The 19,820-nt window shown below is 69.8% G+C and carries 13 protein-coding genes; 6 read left to right on the plus strand and 7 right to left on the minus strand.

The genetic code is table 11. The features are described from left to right. Window positions 1-112 precede the first annotated feature (112 nt). Both VEA98_RS09330 and VEA98_RS09335 read left to right on the plus strand, forming a co-directional pair. Entirely contained in the window at window positions 113-625 is a 513-nt protein-coding gene (locus VEA98_RS09330) for an HAD family hydrolase (protein WP_324813362.1), read from the plus strand. 49 nt (window positions 626-674) lie between these two features. Beyond that, entirely contained in the window at window positions 675-1,550 is an 876-nt protein-coding gene (locus VEA98_RS09335) for an alpha/beta hydrolase (protein WP_324813364.1), read from the plus strand. Window positions 1,551-1,724: 174 nt separating this feature from the next. Here VEA98_RS09335 and VEA98_RS09340 read toward each other — a convergent pair whose 3' ends face one another. Continuing rightward, entirely contained in the window at window positions 1,725-3,779 is a 2,055-nt protein-coding gene (locus VEA98_RS09340; protein WP_324813366.1) for an NAD(+) synthase, read from the minus strand. Window positions 3,780-4,040: 261 nt separating this feature from the next. Here VEA98_RS09340 and ftsY point away from each other — a divergent pair, with 261 nt between their 5' ends. Together ftsY and VEA98_RS09350 are read left to right on the plus strand one after the other, a co-directional pair. Continuing rightward, entirely contained in the window at window positions 4,041-4,976 is a 936-nt protein-coding gene (gene ftsY / locus VEA98_RS09345) for a signal recognition particle-docking protein FtsY (RefSeq protein WP_324813368.1), read from the plus strand. A gap of 2 nt (window positions 4,977-4,978) precedes the next feature. Beyond that, a complete protein-coding gene (locus VEA98_RS09350; protein ID WP_324813371.1) occupies window positions 4,979-5,674 on the plus strand; it encodes an inner membrane-spanning protein YciB in 696 nt (231 codons plus the stop codon). 192 nt (window positions 5,675-5,866) lie between these two features. Here VEA98_RS09350 and VEA98_RS09355 read toward each other — a convergent pair whose 3' ends face one another. The 3 genes from VEA98_RS09355 to VEA98_RS09365 all read right to left on the minus strand — a co-directional run bounded on the left by VEA98_RS09355 (window position 5,867) and on the right by VEA98_RS09365 (window position 11,288). Further along, entirely contained in the window at window positions 5,867-8,101 is a 2,235-nt protein-coding gene (locus VEA98_RS09355; protein WP_324813374.1) for a prolyl oligopeptidase family serine peptidase, read from the minus strand. Window positions 8,102-8,105: 4 nt separating this feature from the next. Continuing rightward, a complete protein-coding gene (locus VEA98_RS09360; RefSeq protein ID WP_324813377.1) occupies window positions 8,106-10,292 on the minus strand; it encodes a prolyl oligopeptidase family serine peptidase in 2,187 nt (728 codons plus the stop codon). A gap of 183 nt (window positions 10,293-10,475) precedes the next feature. After that, window positions 10,476-11,288, minus strand: a complete 813-nt coding sequence (locus tag VEA98_RS09365; RefSeq protein ID WP_324813380.1) for a potassium channel family protein — start codon at window positions 11,286-11,288, stop codon at window positions 10,476-10,478. A 59-nt stretch (window positions 11,289-11,347) separates the two neighbouring features. Here VEA98_RS09365 and dapF point away from each other — a divergent pair, with 59 nt between their 5' ends. Together dapF and VEA98_RS09375 are read left to right on the plus strand one after the other, a co-directional pair. Continuing rightward, window positions 11,348-12,178: a diaminopimelate epimerase gene (gene dapF / locus VEA98_RS09370; RefSeq protein WP_324813383.1), complete on the plus strand. Its 831-nt coding sequence runs from the start codon at window positions 11,348-11,350 to the stop codon at window positions 12,176-12,178. A gap of 684 nt (window positions 12,179-12,862) precedes the next feature. Then, window positions 12,863-15,142 (plus strand): NADP-dependent malic enzyme, encoded by a 2,280-nt coding sequence (locus VEA98_RS09375; protein WP_324813385.1) that lies wholly within the window; start codon window positions 12,863-12,865, stop codon window positions 15,140-15,142. A 10-nt stretch (window positions 15,143-15,152) separates the two neighbouring features. On the opposite strand, the gene VEA98_RS09380 is transcribed toward VEA98_RS09375, so the two are convergent. The 3 genes from VEA98_RS09380 to VEA98_RS09390 all read right to left on the minus strand — a co-directional run bounded on the left by VEA98_RS09380 (window position 15,153) and on the right by VEA98_RS09390 (window position 19,769). Next, complete coding sequence (locus VEA98_RS09380) at window positions 15,153-16,514, minus strand: AmpG family muropeptide MFS transporter (protein WP_324813388.1); 1,362 nt, start codon at window positions 16,512-16,514, stop codon at window positions 15,153-15,155. Between the two features lie 34 nt (window positions 16,515-16,548). Continuing rightward, window positions 16,549-18,090, minus strand: coding sequence for a response regulator (locus VEA98_RS09385; RefSeq protein ID WP_324813390.1), 1,542 nt, complete (start codon window positions 18,088-18,090; stop codon window positions 16,549-16,551). Window positions 18,091-18,170: 80 nt separating this feature from the next. Beyond that, a complete protein-coding gene (locus VEA98_RS09390; protein ID WP_324813393.1) occupies window positions 18,171-19,769 on the minus strand; it encodes a YifB family Mg chelatase-like AAA ATPase in 1,599 nt (532 codons plus the stop codon). Window positions 19,770-19,820: the final 51 nt, after the last annotated feature.

The following is a 19,820-nucleotide window of genomic DNA, read 5'->3' on the forward strand; positions in this document are numbered from 1 at the left end:
CGCGCCGTGGCAGCGCTCCCTAGCAAATCGTCCGCCGCCACGCCAAATCCCGCCGGGTCACTTCCCGTGACGGGTTGCAACGACCGCGCGCGGCGCCGTATGCCCGGCCATCATGACATCCGGCGTTCCCGCCGTCTTCCTCGATCGCGACGGCGTTCTGATCGAGGACTCCGGCTATCCCCATCTGGAAGAGCATCTGCGCTTCATCCCCGGCGCCTGCGAGGCCGTGCGCCGCCTGAACCAGCTCGGCTATCTGTGCGTCGTCGTGACCAACCAGTCCGGCGTCGCCCGCGGCCTGTTCAGCGAAGAGCGGATGAAGACCTTCAACACCCTGCTGGTCCGGCGCATGGCCGCGAAACAGGCGGTCATCGGCGCGGTCTACGCCTGCCCCTTCCATGCCGAGGCGCTGGACGAGCGCTATCGCCACCCCGACCACCCCGACCGCAAGCCCAATCCGGGCATGATCCTGCGCGCCATCGCCGACCACCGCATCGATCCGGCCCGGTCCTTCCTGATCGGCGACCAGGCCTCGGACCTCGAGGCCGCCCGCCGCGCGGGCATTCCGGGCTTCCGCTTCGAGGGCGGTGACCTGGATCATTTCGTAAAAGACCTCCTCGGCCATTGATGGAATTCGTCCGGCGGTGAATTACTCCGGCGAGACTCCGGAGCCCCGCATGACCCAGACCTTCGCCGATCGCCGCTGGACCAGTCCGGACGGGCTCAGCCTCTACGCTCGCGACTATCCCGCCGCCTCCGGCCCGGCGAAGCTGCCGGTGATCGCCATCCACGGCCTGACCCGCAACTCGGCCGACTTCGACGCCATCGCCCCCCTGATCGCCCAGAGCGGCCGCCGGGTGCTGGCCATCGACGTGCGCGGCCGCGGCCAGTCGGACCGCGCGCCCGATCCGATGACCTACCAGCCGCTGAACTACGCCCACGACGTGCTGGCCCTGCTGGATCAGGCGGGCGTCTCCCGCGCCGTCTTCCTCGGCACCTCCATGGGCGGGCTGATCACCATGGCGCTCGCCGCCATCCGCTCGAAGGTCATCGCCGCGGCCATCCTCAACGACGTCGGCCCCGAGGTGGCGAAGGAAGGGCTGATGCGCATCGCCGCCTACTCCGGCCAGCAGGTCGACACCCCCGGCTGGCCCGAGGCCGCCGCCTACATGAAATCGCTCAACGCCGTCGCCTTCCCGCACTACACCGACGCCGACTGGGACGCCTTCGCCCGCCGCACCTTCAGGATCGGGACCGAGGGCGCGCCGGTGCTGAACTACGACCCCGACATCGCCGTGCCGATCAAGGCGGCGGGCGCCAAGTCGCTGGTCCCCAACCTGTGGCCGATGTTCAGCCGCCTGGCGAAGGCCCGCCCGGTCCTGCTGGTCCGCGGCCAGACCTCCGACCTGCTCAGCGAGGCCATCGCCGCCAAGATGCGCAAACGCGCCCCGAAGATGGATTTCGTCGAGGTTCCCGGCGTCGGCCACGCCCCGATGCTCGACGAGCCCGACGCCAAGGCCGCGATCTTTCCGTTTTTGGGGGAACTCCCCTGACTTTCGTCATCCTCCGGCAAGCCGCGGCTTCGCGGCGCAGACCGGGGGACCCAGCGGCGCGCGAGAGCGCGAGACTGTCGGGAGCATCGCGGCTGAACAGATCGCCTTCGGCGCCGCTGGGTCCTCCGGTCGCTCCTGCGGAGCGCCGGAGGATGACGAAAGAATGGAGCGCAGTCAGGCGTCCGGCACGTTGGCCTCAAGCTCGTCCAGCCACACCCGGGCGGTTGAATCCGACGGCGCCCGCCAGTCGCCGCGCGGGCTCAGCGAACCACCGGTGACCACCTTCGGCCCGTTCGGTAGGGCCGACCGCTTGAACTGGCTGGTCTGGAAGAACCGCACCAGAAACTTTCGCAGCCAGTGTTTGATTGTCGCCAGGTCGTATTCGATCTTCTCCGCGTCCGGCGTCCCCGCCGGCCAGTCGCCCCGCGACGCATCCTTCCACGCCTCGTGGCACAGGTAGGCGACCTTCGAGGGCTTCAGCCCGAAGCGGGTCACGTAGAATAGGAAGAAGTCGTTCAGCGCATAGGGTCCGACCGTTCCCTCGGTCGACTGAATCTTGCCATCCTTGGCCGGCACCAGCTCCGGCGAGATTTCGGTGCCGAGAATGCCGCGCAGGATCGGAACCACGTCCTCGCCCACCACCGCCCGATCGGCGACCCAGCGGATCAGGTGCCGCATCAGCGTCTTCGCCACCCCGCCGTTGACGTTGTAGTGGCTCATATGGTCGCCGACGCCGTAGGTGGCCCAGCCCAGCGCCAGCTCCGACAGATCGCCGGTGCCCAGAACGAAGGCCCGGTTCTGGTTGGCCAGCCGGAACAGATAGTCGGTCCGCAGCCCCGCCTGCACATTCTCGAAGGTGATGTCGTAGACCGCCTCGCCCTTCGCATAGGGGTGGCCGATGCCCTCCAGCAGCGCCTGCGCCGCCGGCCGGATATCGATCTCGGCGCCGGTGATCCCCAGCGCCTTCATCAGCGCCCAGGCGTTCGACTTCGTCCCCTCCGAGGTCGCGAACCCCGGCATGGTGTAGCCGAGGATGCCGCTTCTCGGCAGGCCCAGCCGGTCAAAGGCGCGGCACGCCACCAGCAGCGCATGGGTCGAATCCAGCCCGCCCGAGACGCCGATGACGATCCGCTCGCCGTTGGTCGCCTTGAGCCGCCGCATCAGCCCCTGCACCTGGATGTTGAAGGCCTCGAAACAGTCCTGATCCAGCCGCCGTTCGTCGTCCGGCACGAACGGGAACCGGTCCAGCGGCCGGATCAGATCGCCCGCCGCCGCCGTCTCCCGCGCGTCGAACAGGACCCGCTCGAACAGGTAGCCGTCCAGCTCGTCGCGGGCGCAATCGGCGAAGGTGCCGTTGCGCAGCCGGTCCAGCCCGATCCGCTCCACATCGATGTCCGCGACGGTCAGATGGCTCTCGAGCGCGAACCGCTCGCCGTCGGCCAACCGGGCGCCCAGTTCGTGGATCGTCGCCTGCCCGTCCCAGGCCAGGTCGGTGGTGCTCTCGCCCCAGCCGGAGGCCGCGAACACATAGGCGGCCATGGCCCGCGCCGACTGGCTGGCGCACAACAGGGCCCGCTCGTCGGCCTTGCCGATGACGATGTTGGAGGCCGACAGGTTCAGCAGGATGCGCGCGCCTGACAGCGCCTGCCGCGTCGACGGCGGCAGCGGGGCCCAGTAGTCCTCGCAGATCTCCACCCCGAAGACGAAGCCCGGCCGGTTCGGCGCCTCGAACACCAGATCGACCCCGAACGGCGCCTCCTCGCCGGCCACGCTCAGATCACCGTCGCGGCTCGACACATCGCCGCCCGCCGAGAACCAGCGCTTCTCGTAATACTCCCGGTAGTTGGGCAGGTAAGTCTTCGGGATGACTCCCAGAATGCGCCCGTTCCCCAGCACGACCGCGCAGTTGTAGAGCCGGTCCTCGCGCCGCAGCGGCGCTCCGACCACCGCCACCACGCCGGTCTCCGCCGTCACCGGCGCCAGCCGCGCCACCTGCCGCTCGACCTCGTCCAGCAAGGCGCCCTGCATGACCAGATCGTCGATGGCGTAGGCGCTCAGCGACAGTTCCGGGAACACCAGCAGGTCCACGCCCCGCTCCTCCGCCTGCCGGATCAGCGCCACATGCTCGTCGGCGTTGGCCACCGGGTCGGCCGTATGCACCACCGGCGTCGCCGCCGCGACGCGGACGAATCCGTGGGTGGTGGGGGAGTGGAAGGCTGTCGTGGACAAGGGCGTTGTTCCTGGCTCAAGGCGTTCTAGCGTGACAACGCGCGCCGGTCACGGATGGTGGCCAACCTCCCCGCCGTCACCCTCGGGCTTGACCCGAGGGCCAGGCCATCCGGTGCTCCGTCGAGGCCGGCGCGGGCCCGGTCGCAGGGCCGTCCCACCCGCACCGCCCGCCTCACCCTCTGATCCTCGGATCAAGTCCGAGGATGACGGTGTAAGCGACAGCGCGTGACGCGCCCGCTTCGCCCCGCTAAAGCCAACCTCATGAACGACGCGCCGAAAAAGGGCTGGCTGTCCCGCCTGACGGAGGGCCTCTCCCGCTCCTCCAAACAGATGACCGACACGGTCGTCGCCGCCTTCGTCAAGGAACCCCTGTCCGAGGCCGCCCTCGAAGGACTGGAAGAGCATCTGCTCGAATCCGACCTGGGCCCGGCCGCGACCGACCGCATCGTCGCCCGCTTTCGCGAGCTGCGCTTCGGCGCCGGCGCCGACGAGCGCGAGGTCAAGGAGGCCCTGGCCGAAGCCGTCGCGTCCGAACTGGTCAATCACGAGGCCCGCTACGAGCCGCTGGACGGCCCGCGCCCCTTCGTCACCCTGTTCGTCGGCGTCAACGGCTCGGGCAAGACCACCACCTTGGGCAAGATCGCCGCCGACCTGACCGGTCAGGGCGCCAAGGTCATGATCGTGGCCTGCGACACCTTCCGCGCCGCCGCCCGCGAACAGCTCAAGGTCTGGGCCGAGCGCGCCGGCGCGACCTTCGAAAGCCGCCGCGACGGCGCCGACCCCGCCGGCCTCGCCTTCGACGCCTACATCCGGGCCAGGGCCGAGGGCTACGACGTCGTCCTGATCGACACCGCCGGCCGGCTGCAGAACAAGTCGGCCCTGATGGACGAACTGCTCAAGATCGTCCGCGTGCTGAAGAAGATCGATCCCGAGGCCCCGCACGAGACCCTGCTGGTGCTCGACGCCACCGTCGGCCGCAACGCGCTGGAGCAGGAGAGGATCTTCGGCCGCACCGCCTACGTCTCCGGCCTGGTCATGACCAAGCTGGACGGCACCGCCCGCGGCGGCGTCCTCGTCCCCGTCGCCCAGGCCTCCGACGCCCCGATCAAGCTGATCGGCGTCGGCGAGGGCGTCGAGGACCTGCAACCGTTCGACGCCCGGGCCTTTTCACGTTCGCTGGTGGGACTCGAGGACTGAGCATGAGTGAGCCCGACGCCCCCGCGCCCGCCGCGCCGCAAAAGGAATCCGGCCTGCGCCAGCTGGTCGACTTCGGCGGCCTGCTGGCCTTCGGCCTCGCCTTCCTCGTCTTCCGCCTGCGCGGCCTCGAGGGCGACGAGGCCCTGGTCAACGCCACCTGGTTCCTGGTCGCCGGCTCGGCGGTCGGCGTCGCCGTCGGCCTCATCGTCGAGAAGCGGCTGGCGCTGATGCCGCTGATCGTCGGCGGTTTCGCCCTCGTCTTCGGCCTGCTCACCCTGCTCACCGGCGACGGCCTGTGGGTCAAGATCAAGGTCACCGTGCTCAACGCCGCCCTGGCCGTGGCCCTGCTCGGCGGGCGCGCCATGGGCAAGCAGCCGCTGCGCGCCCTGCTCGGCTCGGTCATCCCGATCAACGACCGGGCCTGGCGCATCCTGACCGTCCGCTACGGCCTGTTCTTCCTCTGCGTCGCCGTGGTCAACGAGCTGGTGCGCAGCGAGGCGCTGGTCGCCTGGGCCGCCGAACGGATCGGCCGCGGCGATGTCGACCCCGCCGACGTCTGGGTCAGCTTCCGCGGCGTCCTCTGGATCGCCTCCTCGGCGTTCGGCCTGTCGCAGGTGCCGCTGATCCTGCGCAACCTGACCTCGACCGACAAGCCGGTCGACCCCATGGCCCCCGCCGGGCCCGACCGCGCGCCCTGATCCGCAGAACCCTCTCCCGGCGGGAGAGGGCTTGAGCGCCCAAGAGCCCGCAAGGGCGATTGGCCCGCGCGAAAGGGTGAGGGGTTACGAGCGAAAGCCTCGGCCGACAGGAGCCCCTCACCCCTTCGCCTTCCCGATCGCTTCGCTCCCGGAGGCTCAGGCCCTCTCCCGCCGGGAGAGGGTTTCGTGCCCTCAATCCATCAGCTGCTGCGCCAGATACACATAGTGCCGCGCCCAGCGCCGCGCATTCGCCACCGGATCGGCGTCGTTGGAATGCCCGCCCGACGTCTCCTCGTAATACAGGTGGTCGTGCCCCATCGCCTCCAGCCGCGCCGCGAACTTGCGCGCATGGCCCGGATGCACCCGGTCGTCGCGGGTGTTGGTGGTGATGTAGACGCGCGGATATTCTGCGTCCGGACGAAGCTGCTGATAGGCCGAGTAGCGGGCGATGTATGCGGCCTCCTCCGGCGCGCGAGGATCGCCGTACTCGCCGATCCACGAGGCCCCGGCGGGCAGCTCGTGATAGCGCAGCATGTCGATCAGCGGGCTCTCGATCACCGCCGCATTGATCAGCTCCGGATGCTGGGTCATCGCCACCGAGGTCAGCACCCCGCCGTTCGACCGCCCGTAGATTCCGGTCCGGCGCGGGCTGGTGATCCCGCGCTGGTGCAGATCGCGCGCCACCGCCGCATAGTCGTCAAAGGCCAGCTGACGGTTTTCCTTCAGCACCGACTGGTGCCAGTCCGGCCCGAACTCGCCGCCGCCGCGGATGTTGGCGTTGACGTAGACGCCGCCGTTCTCCAGCCACAGCCGGCCCATCTCCGGGATGTAGGCCGGCGGCTTCGACACCTGGAACCCGCCGTAGCCGTAGATGATCGTCGGCGCCGACCCGTCCATGGCCAGGTCGCGCGGTCGCACCACGAAATACGGGATCTTCGTCCCGTCCGACGACGTCGCCTCGAACTGCTCGACCATATGGGTCGAGGCGTCGAACCGGGCGGGGGCGGTGCGGAGCTCCTCCAGTGAGCCCGGAGGCACTTCCGCAAGGCTGAGCGTCGGTGGCGTCAGGAAACCTTGCGACGAGACGAACACCTCGCCTCGCGCCTTCGAGCTGTCGCCGAGGTCGACCGCCAGATTATCCGGCGTTTCGATGTCCGTGCGCGCCCAGCCCCACTCTCCGCGATCCTCGAACACCGCGAGGCGGCCGATGACGTTGTCGGATATGGCCACGAGAACGCGGCCGTCCAGAACCCGCACGTCCGAGATCGCCTGTCGGGTCGCTGGCGTGAAAATGCGGAAGGCGCGGTTGGAGAGGACCAGTTCGCCGTCCGGAACCGGACGCAGGCATTCGAGGCAGGGCGACAGCAGTGAGCCCGCCGTCAATTCGCGGCCCATGTGAGTCCACGGCTCATCGTTGGAGAAGATCAGGGCGCCGTGGGTGACGCCGTAGATCGTCAGGCGCTCCGGAAGGTCCAGCTTCACCGGCTGGCCCTCGACCAGCTCCCACGTCTCAGATCGGAAGGTGTCCAGCGGCCGGCTGATCAGGACGGCCTGAACCACGCCCGCCCCGTCCCGATACACGCTCGGACTGACCCCATACCCGCCGTCGCCGATGTCGCCGCGATAGACCTCCGTCGCCTCAGCCAGCGTCTGGCCGCGCTTCAGCGCCTTGACGATGTAAGGATAACCTGACTCCGTCAGCGTATCCGGCCCGAAGTCCGTGGCCACCAGCAGGGTGTCCCGGTCCAGCCATTCCAGCCGGTGCTTGCCCTCGGGCAGGATGAAGCCGTCCTCGACCCACAGCCCGGTCGAGGTGTCGAACTCGCGCACCACCACCGCGTCCTTGCCGCCGTCCGACAGCGACACCAGGCAGCGCGTCTCGTCCGGCGCCAGACAGTCCGCGCCCTTCCACACCCAGTCCTTGCCCTCGGCCCGGGCCAGGGCGTCGATGTCGAGCAGCGTCTCCCACCGGGTGGCGTCCGATCGGTACGACTCCAGCGTCGTGCGCCGCCAGATCCCCTTCGGATTGGCCGCGTCCTGCCAGAAGTTCCCGATCCCGTCCCCGAGGAAGGAGGGCGAGGGGATCCGGTCCGTCGCCGACAGGATGTCGAACGCCTGCTGGCGGAAGGTCTCGTAGCGCGGGTCGCCGGTCAGGACCGCCAGGCTCTTCTCGTTCTCCGAGGCCACGAAGGCCATCGCCTCCGTCCCGTTCACCTCCTCCAGCGCCAGATGATCGTCCGCCGCCCGCACGCCGGCGGGGGTCAGGTCGGCGGGAAAGTGGGGCAGGACCGCCACGGGAGCGGGCAACTCCGGCCGGTGGATGCGGCTGCCGTAGTGCGCCTGGTCTAGGGGGTCGCCGCTCTGGGCGAGCGCGGGTGCGGCCAACAGCAGCGCCGGAACGGCGGCGGAGAGGATCAGGTGACGCATGCTCTTACTCCGCGGCCTCCGCCGGCTGATCCATCAGCCGCCGGCTCAGATAGGTGTACTCCAGCGCGATCCGCCGCGCCGTCTCGCGCAGGTTCGCCCCCGCCGCGTGGCCGCCGTCGGTGTTCTCGTAGAACAGCACCGGATAGCCCAGTTCCTCCAGCCGCGCCGCCGCCTTGCGCGCATGCCCCGGATGCACCCGGTCGTCCTTGGTCGAGGTGTGGATGAAGACCTCCGGATAGGGTTGTCCCGCGCGCAGGTTCTGGTACGGCGAATAGCGCTCGATCCACGCCCGCTCTTCCGGCACGTCCGGGTCGCCGTATTCCGCCATCCACGACGCCCCCGCCAGCAGCCTGTGGTAGCGCAGCATGTCGAACAGCGGCACCTGGATGACCGCCGCGTTGATCAGGTCCGGCCGCTGGGTCAGCATCGCCCCCATGAACAGCCCGCCCTGCGAGCCGCCCATGATCCCCAGCTTCGGCTGGCTGGTGATGTTGCGCGCGATCAGGTCCAGCGCCACGGCCTGGAAGTCCTCGTGCGCCCGCTGGCGGTTCTCCTGCAGCGCCGCCTGGTGCCAGCGCGGCCCGAACTCGCCGCCGCCGCGCGTATTGGCCGCCACATAGACGCCGCCCCGCTCCAGCCACAGCTTGCCGACCGTGGCCGAATAGCCGGGCAGCAGCGACGACTGGAAGCCGCCGTAGCCGTACAGCAGGGTCGGGTTCGACCCGTCCAGCGGCATGTCGCCGTTGTGGACCACGAAATAGGGGATCTTCGTGCCGTCCGCCGAGGTGGCCTCGAACTGCTCGACCACCATGCCCGTGGCGTCGAACTTGGCCGGCAGCGACTTGACCACCTCGGGCGCCGCGCCGTTCGCCGCGTCGGCCAGATAGAGGCTGGACGGGTTCAGATAGCCGGCCACGCTGACGAAGACCTGGTCGTCGCGCTCGCTGGCCGAACCGACGCCGACGGTGACGTTCTGCGGCAGGTCCAGGCGCGTCCGGCGCCACTCGCCGGCCGGGTTGGGCTCATAGACATAGACCGAGCCGCGCACGTTCTCGGTCAGCGCCACGACCAGTGTGTTGCGGGTGTTGGAGAGGCCCTCGATGGCCTCGCGCTCCCCGGGCCGGATGACCAGCTGCGCCGGCGTCGCCGGATCGGCCAGCCAGCGCTCCAGGTCCCAGGCGATGACGTCGCCGGTGCGGAATTCCTGCCCCGAGGGCGCGGTCCAGTCCTGGTCGGTGGTCACCACCAGCTGGCCCTGCACCAGGGCGCTGATGTTCGACTTGGCCGGCAGCTCCAGCTTCGTCGTCGTGCCGTCGGCGTTGAGCCGGTGCGTCTCGCCTTCGTAGAAATTGACCCCGCGGTTGATCAGCGTCGCCTTGATGACCCCGTCGGCGTCGCGCAGCGTATAGCCCGACACCGAGACGTCGGTCGGCTGGCCGGTGAACACCGTCGTCGCCTGATCGATCGTCTGACCGCGCTTCAGCAGCTTGACGATCATCGGATAGCCCGAGCTGGTCATCGACCCCGGCCCGAAGTCGCGCGCGATCAGCAGGGTGTCCGCGTCCACCCACGCCACGCCGCCCTTCGATTCCGGCAGCACGAAACCGCCCTCGACGAAGGTCTTCGTGGTCCGGTCGAACTCGCGCACCGTCACCGCGTCCTTGCCGCCGTCCGACAGCATCACGAGGCAGCGCGTTTCCTCGGGCGGCAGGCAGGTCGCGCCCTTCCACACCCAGTTCTTGCCCTCGGCCGCCGACAGGGCGTCGATGTCCAGCACCGTCTCCCATTGCGGCTCGGCCGTGCGGTAGCTGTCCAGCGTCGTGGTCCGCCAGACCCCGCGCACATGGGTCGCGTCCTGCCAGAAATTGTCGATCGTGCCGTCGAGATTGAACCCCGGCGAGGGAATCCGGTCGCGCGACTGGACGATCTCCAGCGCCTGCGCGTGCAGGGTCTCGAAGCGCGGATCGCCGCGCAGCACGCCCAGCGAGCGCGCATTGTGTTCCTCGACCCAGGCCATGGCCCGCTCGCCCTCGACCTCTTCCAGCCACAGGTAAGGGTCCGTCGCCTCCGAGGTGGCGAAGCCGCCGCCGGAAACCTCAGCGGGGGCGGGAGCGGGCGTATTCTGGGCCATGGCGGCGCTCGTAAGGGCGGTGGTGGCGAGAAGCGCGGCGAGCGCGGCGGTGCGGATCATGGGCAGTCCCCGACGTTAGGTCGGGGGCACCTTACCGGGGCGGGGGCCGCTCACAAGAGGCGCGGCATCACGGATAAGGCAGCAGGCAGCAGGCAGCGGGCAGCAAGAGGCGATGCGATCCGGCGGCCACCAAGCGCGGTCCCCCCGCTGCCTGCTGCCTGCTGCCTGCTGCCTCCCCTCCCCTCAGTTCCCCTCATCCGGAATACACAACACCTCCCCGCACGCCTTGCAGTGCACCGCGTCCGGGTCGTGCTTCTGCAGGCCGCAGACGGGGCAGGGGAATTTGACCTTGTGCGGCCGCACCAGGGTCTGGGCCAGCCGCACGAACAGGGTGATGCCCGTCAGCATGATGATGATCGACAGCACCCGGCCCCAGTTGCCCGGCAGGGTGATGTCGCCGTAGCCGGTGGTGGTCAGGCTGGAGACGGTGAAATACAGCGCGTCCAGATAGCCGTGCAGGTCCTCGTGCCGGCCGCGGAACGTCGCATAGACGAAGCCGGTGGCCACGAAGATGAAGGTGACCAGCGCCGCCAGCGCCCGCGTCACCTCCTCGACCCGGGTGTCGTCGAACTTCTGCCCGACCGTGCGCCAGAAGAAGTCCGAGCTCAGCAGGGTCCACAGCCGCAGCATCCGCAGGAAGCCGAAATTGTACAGCGACTGCGGGAACATCAGGGTGGCGAGGATGAACAGGTCGATCCAGGTCGACGGCTTCTTCAGCCAGTCCTTGATGTCGGTATAGGCGAGGGCGCGCGAGGCCAGGTCGATGGCCAGGACCAGGGCGACGATGACGTCGACGACGTAGAAGGCCCAGCCCGCCTCCCTCAGGATCGGGGCGGCGAGGAAGAAGGCGATGATGGCGATATCGACGACGATGACCGTCAGCCGGAAGCGCACCGCCGCCGGCGAGGAGCCATGGTAGAGGTAGCGCATCCGCGCCCGAAGCCGCCATCCCTGGCGGCTCGGCTCGTCTCTGGGCGGGGCGTCTGAACGGCTCATCACCCAGCGATAACGCGCGTCGCTCGCGCAAGGAACCGGCAAGGCTTATATCGCCTCCCATGACCCGTCCTTTCGTCCGCATGAACGGCGCCGGCAACGACTTCGTGGTCGTCAATGCGCTGGAAACGCCGTTCGCGCCGACAGCCGACCAGGCCCGCGCCATCGCCGACCGCCAGACCGGTCAGGGCTGCGACCAGCTGATCGCCATCGAGCCGTCCGAAAGCGCCGACGCCTTCATGCGCGTCTGGAACGCCGACGGCGGTCAGGTCGAGACCTGCGGCAACGCCCTGCGCTGCGTCGGCTGGCTGCTGATGCAGTCGACCGGCCAGGAGTCCGTCGTCATCGACACCCTCGGCGGCCCCACCACGGCGTCGCGCGCCGGACCGCATCAGGTCAGGGTAAACATGGGCGCTCCCGGCCTCGACTGGACCGAGGTGCCCCTCGCGGAGGAGATGGACACCCGCGGCATCGAACTTCAGGTCGGCCCCATCGACGCGCCGCTCCTGCACACCCCCGGGGCCGTCTCGATGGGCAATCCGCACGTGGTCTTCTTCACCGACCGCCAGGACGACGCCTTCGTGCGCGGCTCCGGTTCGCTGGTCGAGCACCACCCGCTGTTCCCCCAGGGCGTCAACGTCGGCTTCGCCAACGTCCTCGCGCCCGACCGCATCCGGCTGCGCGTCTGGGAGCGCGGCGCCGGCCTGACCCGGGCCTGCGGCACCGGCGCCTGCGCCGCACTCGTCGCCGCCGCCCGCCGCGGCCTGACCGGCCGCCACGCCGTCATCCAGACCGACGGCGGCGACCTCGTCATCGACTGGGACGAAACCACCGGCCACGTCTTCATGACGGGCCCCGTGGAAATCGAGGGCACGGGAACGCTGGCGCCCTGACCCCGTCTCCTCCCCGTCGCCAGCGATGGGGAGGGGGACCATCCGGAGCCGCAGGCGCCGGATGGTGGAGGGTCCGGTCCGCCCCCCCCTGGTTCATCACCAAGACCACCAAGCGGGCACGAAGGACACGAAGGACGACAGCCCGTCTCGTCCTCCGCGGGCCCTTGCCCGCCTTCGAACGCAAGGCGTCTCCCTGACGTGAGCCCCATGCCCCGCCCCCCCTTCGTGTCCTTCGCGCCCCCTCCTTGGTGTCCTTTGTGACGAGCCTGGCCTCCCAGCCCGTGACGCTGTGCTGACAATCCCGGAATCCATAGTCGGGTTCAGCGAAAAATCTCTTGGCTTTTCAGTCGCATCCGCCATTCCCGAGCGGATCTTCTGCGCACACCGTCCCGGGAGCGCATAATGGTCGCGTTCGCGTCGTCTCCCGGTCTTTGACAATCAGATCGCCACAGACCCGCACACGCCGCACTCTGCGGACGCTGTGCACTCTACGGACGCTATGCACTCTACGGACGCATTGCACTCTACGGACGCTACGGACGCGTTTTTCAGGTCCGGCCGCGGGCCGGCGGATCGGGCCTTGCGCCGCCGCGTTTCCGCTGCGTCAGCGGCGGCGGTTGTCCGCGTCCGCCCCCCGGCCTAGGAACACTCTTCCCGACCCGACCTGCGGAAGCCCTTCCCGACATGCCCGACCATACCGACAAGCAGACCTTCTCCGACGAGGACGCGCTGGAGTTCCACCGCAGTCCCCAGCCGGGCAAGATCTCCATGGCCCCGATCAAGCCGATGGCGACGCAGCGGGACCTGTCGCTGGCCTATTCGCCGGGCGTGGCCGTGCCGGTGCTGGCCATCGCCGCCGATGTCGACAAGGCCTACGACTACACCTCCAAGGGCAATCTGGTCGCCGTCATCTCCAACGGCACCGCCATCCTCGGCCTCGGCAACCTCGGCCACATGGCCTCCAAGCCGGTGATGGAGGGCAAGGCCGTCCTGTTCAAACGCTTCGCCGACGTCGACAGCTTCGACATCGAGGTGAAGACCACCGACCCGGACGAGTTCGTCACCGTCGTCAAGAACATCGGCGACACCTGGGGCGGCATCAATCTGGAGGACATCAAGTCCCCGGAATGCTTCGAGATCGAGAGCCAGCTTCAGGACCTGCTGGACATCCCGGTCTTCCACGACGACCAGCACGGCACCGCCATCATCTCCACGGCCGGCCTGATCAACGCCGCCCACATCGCCGGCAAGAAGCTGGAGGACCTCAAGGTCGTCCTCTCCGGCGCCGGGGCGGCGGGTCTCTCGTCAATTGGTCTCATGAAGGCCGCCGGCGTGCGCCGCGAGAACACCGTCATCGTCGACCGCGAGGGCGTGGTCTACCAGGGCCGGCCCAACATCGACCAGTGGAAGGCGGCCCACGCCACCGACACCCCGCACCGCACCCTGGCCGAGGCCATGGTCGGCGCCGACGTCGTGCTCGGCCTCTCGGCCAAGGGCGCCATCACCAAGGAGATGGTCGCCTCCATGGCGCCCAATCCGATCATCTTCGCCATGGCCAACCCGGACCCGGAGATCACCCCCGAGGATGTGCTGTCGGTGCGCTCCGACGCCATCATCGCCACCGGCCGCTCGGACTACGTCAACCAGGTCAACAACGTCCTGGCCTTCCCCTATCTGTTCCGCGGCGCCCTCGACGTGCGCGCCCGCCAGATCAACCACGAGATGAAGGTCGCCTGCGCCCACGCCCTGGCCGCCCTGGCCCGCGAGGACGTGCCGGACGAGGTCGCCGCCGCCTACCGCGGCCGCAAGCTGAAATTCGGCCGCGACTACATCATCCCGACGCCGTTCGACCCCCGCCTGATCTGGTACATCCCGCCCTTCATCGCCCAGGCGGCCATGGACACCGGTGTGGCGCGCAAGCCGATCGAGGACATGGACGCCTACCGCACCCAGCTGCGCTCGCGCCTCGATCCGTCAGCCGCCCTGATGCAGAACATCTCCGGCGCGGTGCGCGCCGGGCCGGACAAGCGGGTGGTTTTCGCCGAGGGCGAGGAGACCGCCGTCATCCGCGCCGCCTGGGGCTTCAAACAGGCCGAGCTGGGCACGCCGATCCTGCTCGGCCGCGAGGAGTTGATCCGCAAGAACGCGGCCGAGGCGGGGCTCAATTTCGACGAGATGGGCATCGAGATCGTCAACGCCCGCATCTCCGAGCGCAACGCCGACTACGTCGACTGGCTCTACGAGCGCCTGCAGCGCCGCGGCTACCTGCGCCGCGACGTGCAGCGGATGATCAACCAGGACCGCAACTATTTCGGCGCCGCCATGTGCGCCCGCGGCCAGGCCGACTGCATGGTCACCGGCGTGACCCGCAACTTCAACATGGTCCTCAAGGAAGTCCGCCGCGTCCTCGACATCAAGGAGCGGATGATCGGCCTGTCGATCCTGCTGGCCAGGGGGCGCACCCTGTTCGTCGCCGACACCTCGATCCACGAGCTGCCCGGCGCCCAGGACCTCGCCGACATCGCCGTCCAGGCCGCCGCCACCGTGCGCCGCCTCGGCCGCAATCCGCGCGTCGCCTTCCTCAGCTATTCCACCTTCGGCAATCCGCCCGGCGATCGCGGCGAGATGATCCGCGAGGCCATCCGCATCCTCGACGCCAAGGGGGTGGATTTCGAATACGAGGGCGAGATGCCGGCCGAACTGGCGCTCGATCCCGAGGCCCGCGCCGCCTACCCCTTCATGCGCCTGTCCAAGGACGCCAACGTCCTGGTCATGCCCGGCATCCACTCGGCCTCGATCGCGACCCGACTGGTCCAGGCCCTCGGCGGCGCCACCGTCATCGGCCCCCTGCTGGTCGGCCTGGAACGCTCCGTGCAGATCGTCTCCCTCGGCGCCTCGGTCAGCGAGATCATCACCGCCGCCACCTTCGCCGCCTACGAGGAAGGGGCGATGGGGGAGGAGTAGCCTTGAAGCCTCAGGCGGGCCTCTCGACCGCCCGCCTGAGACGCCGGTTCCGACGCTCGAGGAACCAGCACAGGACGACGGCCGGGATGCCCACGAGGGCGGTGCCGGCGAAGAACAGGGCATAGGCCGTCATCAGCGGATAGGCCTGCTCGAGACCCTCGACCGCCACGCCGGAGAAGCCCTTCAGGAATTTGCCGAGCAGGGCGTAGAACGAGCTGAGCAGGGCGTATTGGGTCGCCGTGTAGCCGATGCCGGTCAGACTCGACATGTAGGCGACCAGCGCCGCGCCGGCGAAGCCCTCAGAGAAATTCTCCACGAACAGGACCCCGGCGAACATCGGCGTCGACAGGCCGGCCATCGCCATCAACGTGTAGCCGAGGTTCGACATCGGCCCGATGAGGGCGCCGAGCAGCAGAGTCGCGCCGAAACCAAAACGCACCGCGCTCAGCCCGCCCGCCGCGATGCCGACGAAGGCCGCAACCAGGCCGACGCTCAGCCGCATGGCCCCGATCGCCTCCTTGGTCAGGCCCAGGTCGATGTAGAACGGCCCGACCATCGGCCCCATTACGAAGTCCGGCAGCCGGTACAGGCTGATCGCCGCCAGCATCAGGAAGGCCGCGGTCTTGTGGGTTTTGACGAAGTTGAGGAACGGCCCCACCACCACGTCGAACATGCCGCGCAGGGTCCATGGCGGCGCGCCTCCCGTGGCCGCCGCGATCTCGCGCCGGTCGACCGGCTCCTTGGCGAACAGGGTCGCGCCGATGGCGATGGCCATGGCCGCGCCCCAGATCGCATAGGCGCCGTTCCAGCCGAACCAGGTGGCGAAGAACAGGATCAGCGCATTGCCCGCCAGGATCGCGAAGCGGTAGCCCAGCTGATAGGCCGAGGTCAGCAGGCCCATGTCCTCGTCGTTCTCGGCGCTCTCGATCCGCCAGGCGTCGACGACGATGTCCTGCGTCGCCGAGGCGAAGGCGGTGACCAGGGCGGCGGCGCCCAGCGCCGTCAGCCCGCCCTCCGGCCCGATGATGGCCATCGCGATCAGGGCGGCGCCGACCACCGCCTGCGACAGCAGCATCCAGCCGCGCCGGCGTCCCAGCCGGCCAAGCAGGGGCACGTCGAACCGGTCCACCACCGGCGCCCAGATGAATTTGAACGAATAGGCCAGGCCGACCCAGGAGATGAAGCCGATGGCCGACAGCGCGACGTCGCCCTCCGCCAGCCAGATGCTGAGCGTCGCGCCCGTGAGCAGGAAGGGCAGGCCCGAGCCGAAGCCCAACAGCAGGGTGATCAGCACCCGCGCCCGTCCCAAGGCCTTGAAGACGTCCTTCGCCCCCGCCTTGCGCGGCGCGGCGTCCGTGGAGGAGTCGGTCATCTGGCGTCCCTCGCGCGACGCCCCCCGGCGTCTCCTATGCGACGGCGACCTTGGCGCGGTCCGCGCATTTCGTCCAGCGGGCCAGTGCGGCGCGCAGGGCGTCCAGCTCCAGCGGCTTGACCAGATGGTCGTCCATACCCGCTTCCAGGCAGGCGCGGCGGTCCTCGGCGAAGGCGTTGGCGGTCAGGGCCACGATCGGCGTCTCGTCGCCGCGGGCGCGGATGGCGCGGGCGGCGCTGGGGCCGTCCATCCCGGGCATGCGCATGTCCATGAACACCAGGTCGTAGCGGGCCCGCTTCAGCGCATCGAGCGCCTCATGGCCGCTGGCGGCGGTCTCGACCGCGCAGCCCTCGCGGCGCAGCAGGGTCGCGGCCAGCAGGGCCCCGACCGGGTTGTCCTCGACCAGCAGCACCCGGATGCCCGAGAACCGGGTCAGGGCCACGCGATCGTCCTCGGGCGGCGGGGGGGGCGGTCCGGGCTGCATGGCCTGCTGCGCGCCCGAGGCGGCCAGCACCCGCTCGGCGACCGAGGCGCGGCGCAGCGGCTTGATCAGATAGCCGTGGAAACCGGCCGACCGGTAACGGGCGATCAGATCCCGCTCGCTCGGCTTCAGCAGCACGATGGCGCGGGCGTCGGACGGACGGGATACGAGGCCCTGCCCGACCGATCGCGCCGCATGGTCGATCAGCACGACGGGCGCCTTGGCGGACACCGTCCCGCCGGACGCCTCGATCTGGGCGGCGGCGGCGGCGCGCACGAAGGGGTCGGGGCTGACCACGGCGACCGTCTGGCCGGTCAGCGACAGGGCGCGCTCGGCGCCCTTGACCGCCGGGAAGGCGGCCTCGAAGCGGAAGCGGGCGCCCGGTCCGTCGGGGCGATCGGCGACGCTGACCGTCCCGCCCATGGCGTGGGCCAGCTTGCGCACCACCGCCAGGCCGAGGCCGGCGCCGCCGAAGCGGCTGGCGTCCGAGGCGTCGACATGGCCGAATTCTTCAAAGATGCGGCCGCGCGCCTCGGCCGGCACGCCGGGGCCGGTGTCGTCGACGATGAACGCCAGCTTCGGCCGCTTCAGCGATCCGCCCGAGCGTTCGACGGTGATGCGGACGCCGCCCTCCTCGGTGAATTTCACGGCATTGCCGGCGAGGTTGAACAGCACCTGCCGCAGCCGGCCCTCGTCGGCCATGACATCGACTGCCTCGGGCGCCACCGACCAGGCGATCTCCAGCCCCTTGTCGTGCGCCTTGGGGCTCAGCAGCTCGGCCACGCCGCGCACCAGCGTCTCGATGTCCACGGAGGCGGCGTCGAACTCCAGCCGGTCGGCTTCCAGCCGGGCGTAGTCGAGCAGATCGTTGACCAGTCCCAGCAGGTGCTCGGCCGATGAGCGCGCGGCCTCGGCATAGGCGCGCTGGGCGCCGTCCAGCCGGGTCCGCTGCAACAGGCCGAGCATGCCGATGACGCCGTTGAGGGGGGTGCGCATTTCGTGGCTCATCAGGCGCAGGAACTGCTGCTCGGCCCCTTCGGACGCCGGAGCCTCCGCCGTCGCCTTGTCCGGAACCACCGTCGTCTTGCGCGCCATTCGCCATCTCCCCTGGGCGGTAACCATGGGGGTCGATCTCTTAAGGCTGGTTCAAGCGGCTCGGTTAAGGAAGTCTGAGGTCACCAGGCGGGCGTTTCCGTCCGCCGGTCCTCCCGCCCGCCATCGCGCCGTTCGAAGTCGGCCTGGGCGCCGACGGTGGAGCGGCGGTGCACCAGCGCCTCGGCGATGTGCCGGCGCAGAACTCCGTCGCAGCCATCCAGATCGGCGATGGTGCGGGCCAGCCTCAGCGTCCGGGTCCAGCCGCGGGCCGTCAGGCCGCCGGCTTCGCCCGCCCGCATCAGCAGCGCCCGTCCGGCCTCGTCAGGCGTGGCGAACCGGTCCAGCGTCTCGCCCGAGGCCCGGGCGTTGATCGCCTGATCGTAGGCCGTTTCAGGGTCGATGCCCGCCGCGCGCAGCCGATCCTGCTGCATGTCGCGGGCCGCCAGGACCCGGGCGGCGGCCTCGGCCGTGCCCTCGGCGGGCGGCGGCAGGGCCATGTCGGCGGCGGTCACCGGCGGCGTCTCCACCGTCAGGTCGATGCGGTCGAACATCGGGCCGGAGATGCGGTTCTGGTAGTCACGCTGGCAGCGCGGGGCCTTGCCGCAGGCCCCCTTGCCGCCGCCGCCGAGTCCGCAGCGGCACGGGTTCATCGCCGCCACCAGCTGGAACCGGGCCGGATAGCGGACGTGGGCGTTGGCCCGCGCCACCACGATCTCGCCGGTCTCGAGCGGCTGGCGCAGGGAGTCGAGCGCCTGGGCGCTGTACTCGGGCAGTTCGTCGAGAAAGAGCACGCCGTTGTGGGCCAGTGAGGCCTCCCCCGGCTTGGCGCGAAGGCCGCCGCCGGTCAGGGCCGCCATCGAGGCCGAATGGTGCGGCGCGCGGAACGGGCGGTCGCGGGTCAGGGCGCCGCGCTCGATCAGGCCGGCCACCGACCAGACCATCGAGGTCTCCAGCAGCTCCTTCGGCGTCAGCGGCGGCAGCAGGCCCGGCAGGCGCGCCGCCATCATCGACTTGCCGGATCCCGGCGGGCCGACGAACAACAGGTTGTGACCGCCTGCCGCGGCGATCTCCAGGGCGCGTTTGGCGCTCTCCTGTCCCTTGACCTCGCGCAGGTCAGGCGGGCGGTCGCCGGAGCGCATCGCCCCGGGCTCCGGCCGCCGCAGCACCTGCACGCCCTTGAAGTGGTTGACCAGCCCGATCAGGGAGCGCGGCGCCAGCACCGCCACCTCGCCCGCCCACGCCGCCTCGGGCCCGTTGGGCTCGGGGCAGATCAGCCCCAGTCCCATGGCGTCGGCCGCCACAGCCGCGGGAAGGGTCCCTCCGACGGGCGCGATCTGGCCGTCCAGCCCCAGCTCGCCGACCGCCGCCCAGCCGGCGAGGGCGTCGGCCGGTATGACGCCCATCGAGGCCAGCAGCGCCAGGGCGATCGGCAGGTCGAAATGGCTGCCTTCCTTGGGCAGGTCGGCCGGCGCCAGATTGGCGATGATCCGCTTCGAGGGCATGGCCAGGCCGATGCCGGCGAACGCCCCGCGCACGCGCTCGCGGCTTTCGGCCACCGCCTTGTCGGCGAGTCCGACGATGGTGAAGGACGGCTGGTCGCTGGACAGCTGCTGGACCTGCACATCCACGCGTCGGGCGTCCACGCCTTCGAACGCCACCGTAACGACGCTGGCGACCATGGGCGCCTCCCGCTATCCGTTGGGAGAACGAACCATGAACCGACGTGGTTT

This window comes from Brevundimonas sp. (assembly GCF_035627055.1).
Classification (GTDB): domain Bacteria; phylum Pseudomonadota; class Alphaproteobacteria; order Caulobacterales; family Caulobacteraceae; genus Brevundimonas.

What these genes read in the sequence shown, in the direction of transcription:
- VEA98_RS09330 (WP_324813362.1), top strand. Translation starts at nt 113, where the DNA reads ATGACATCCGGCGTTCCCGCCGTCTTCCTCGATCGCGACGGCGTTCTG.
- VEA98_RS09335 (WP_324813364.1), top strand. Translation starts at nt 675, where the DNA reads ATGACCCAGACCTTCGCCGATCGCCGCTGGACCAGTCCGGACGGGCTC.
- ftsY (WP_324813368.1), top strand. Translation starts at nt 4,041, where the DNA reads ATGAACGACGCGCCGAAAAAGGGCTGGCTGTCCCGCCTGACGGAGGGC.
- VEA98_RS09350 (WP_324813371.1), top strand. Translation starts at nt 4,979, where the DNA reads ATGAGTGAGCCCGACGCCCCCGCGCCCGCCGCGCCGCAAAAGGAATCC.
- VEA98_RS09355 (WP_324813374.1), bottom strand. Translation starts at nt 8,101, where the DNA reads ATGCGTCACCTGATCCTCTCCGCCGCCGTTCCGGCGCTGCTGTTGGCC.
- VEA98_RS09360 (WP_324813377.1), bottom strand. Translation starts at nt 10,292, where the DNA reads ATGATCCGCACCGCCGCGCTCGCCGCGCTTCTCGCCACCACCGCCCTT.
- VEA98_RS09365 (WP_324813380.1), bottom strand. Translation starts at nt 11,288, where the DNA reads ATGAGCCGTTCAGACGCCCCGCCCAGAGACGAGCCGAGCCGCCAGGGA.
- dapF (WP_324813383.1), top strand. Translation starts at nt 11,348, where the DNA reads ATGACCCGTCCTTTCGTCCGCATGAACGGCGCCGGCAACGACTTCGTG.
- VEA98_RS09375 (WP_324813385.1), top strand. Translation starts at nt 12,863, where the DNA reads ATGCCCGACCATACCGACAAGCAGACCTTCTCCGACGAGGACGCGCTG.
- VEA98_RS09380 (WP_324813388.1), bottom strand. Translation starts at nt 16,514, where the DNA reads ATGACCGACTCCTCCACGGACGCCGCGCCGCGCAAGGCGGGGGCGAAG.
- VEA98_RS09385 (WP_324813390.1), bottom strand. Translation starts at nt 18,090, where the DNA reads ATGGCGCGCAAGACGACGGTGGTTCCGGACAAGGCGACGGCGGAGGCT.
- VEA98_RS09390 (WP_324813393.1), bottom strand. Translation starts at nt 19,769, where the DNA reads ATGGTCGCCAGCGTCGTTACGGTGGCGTTCGAAGGCGTGGACGCCCGA.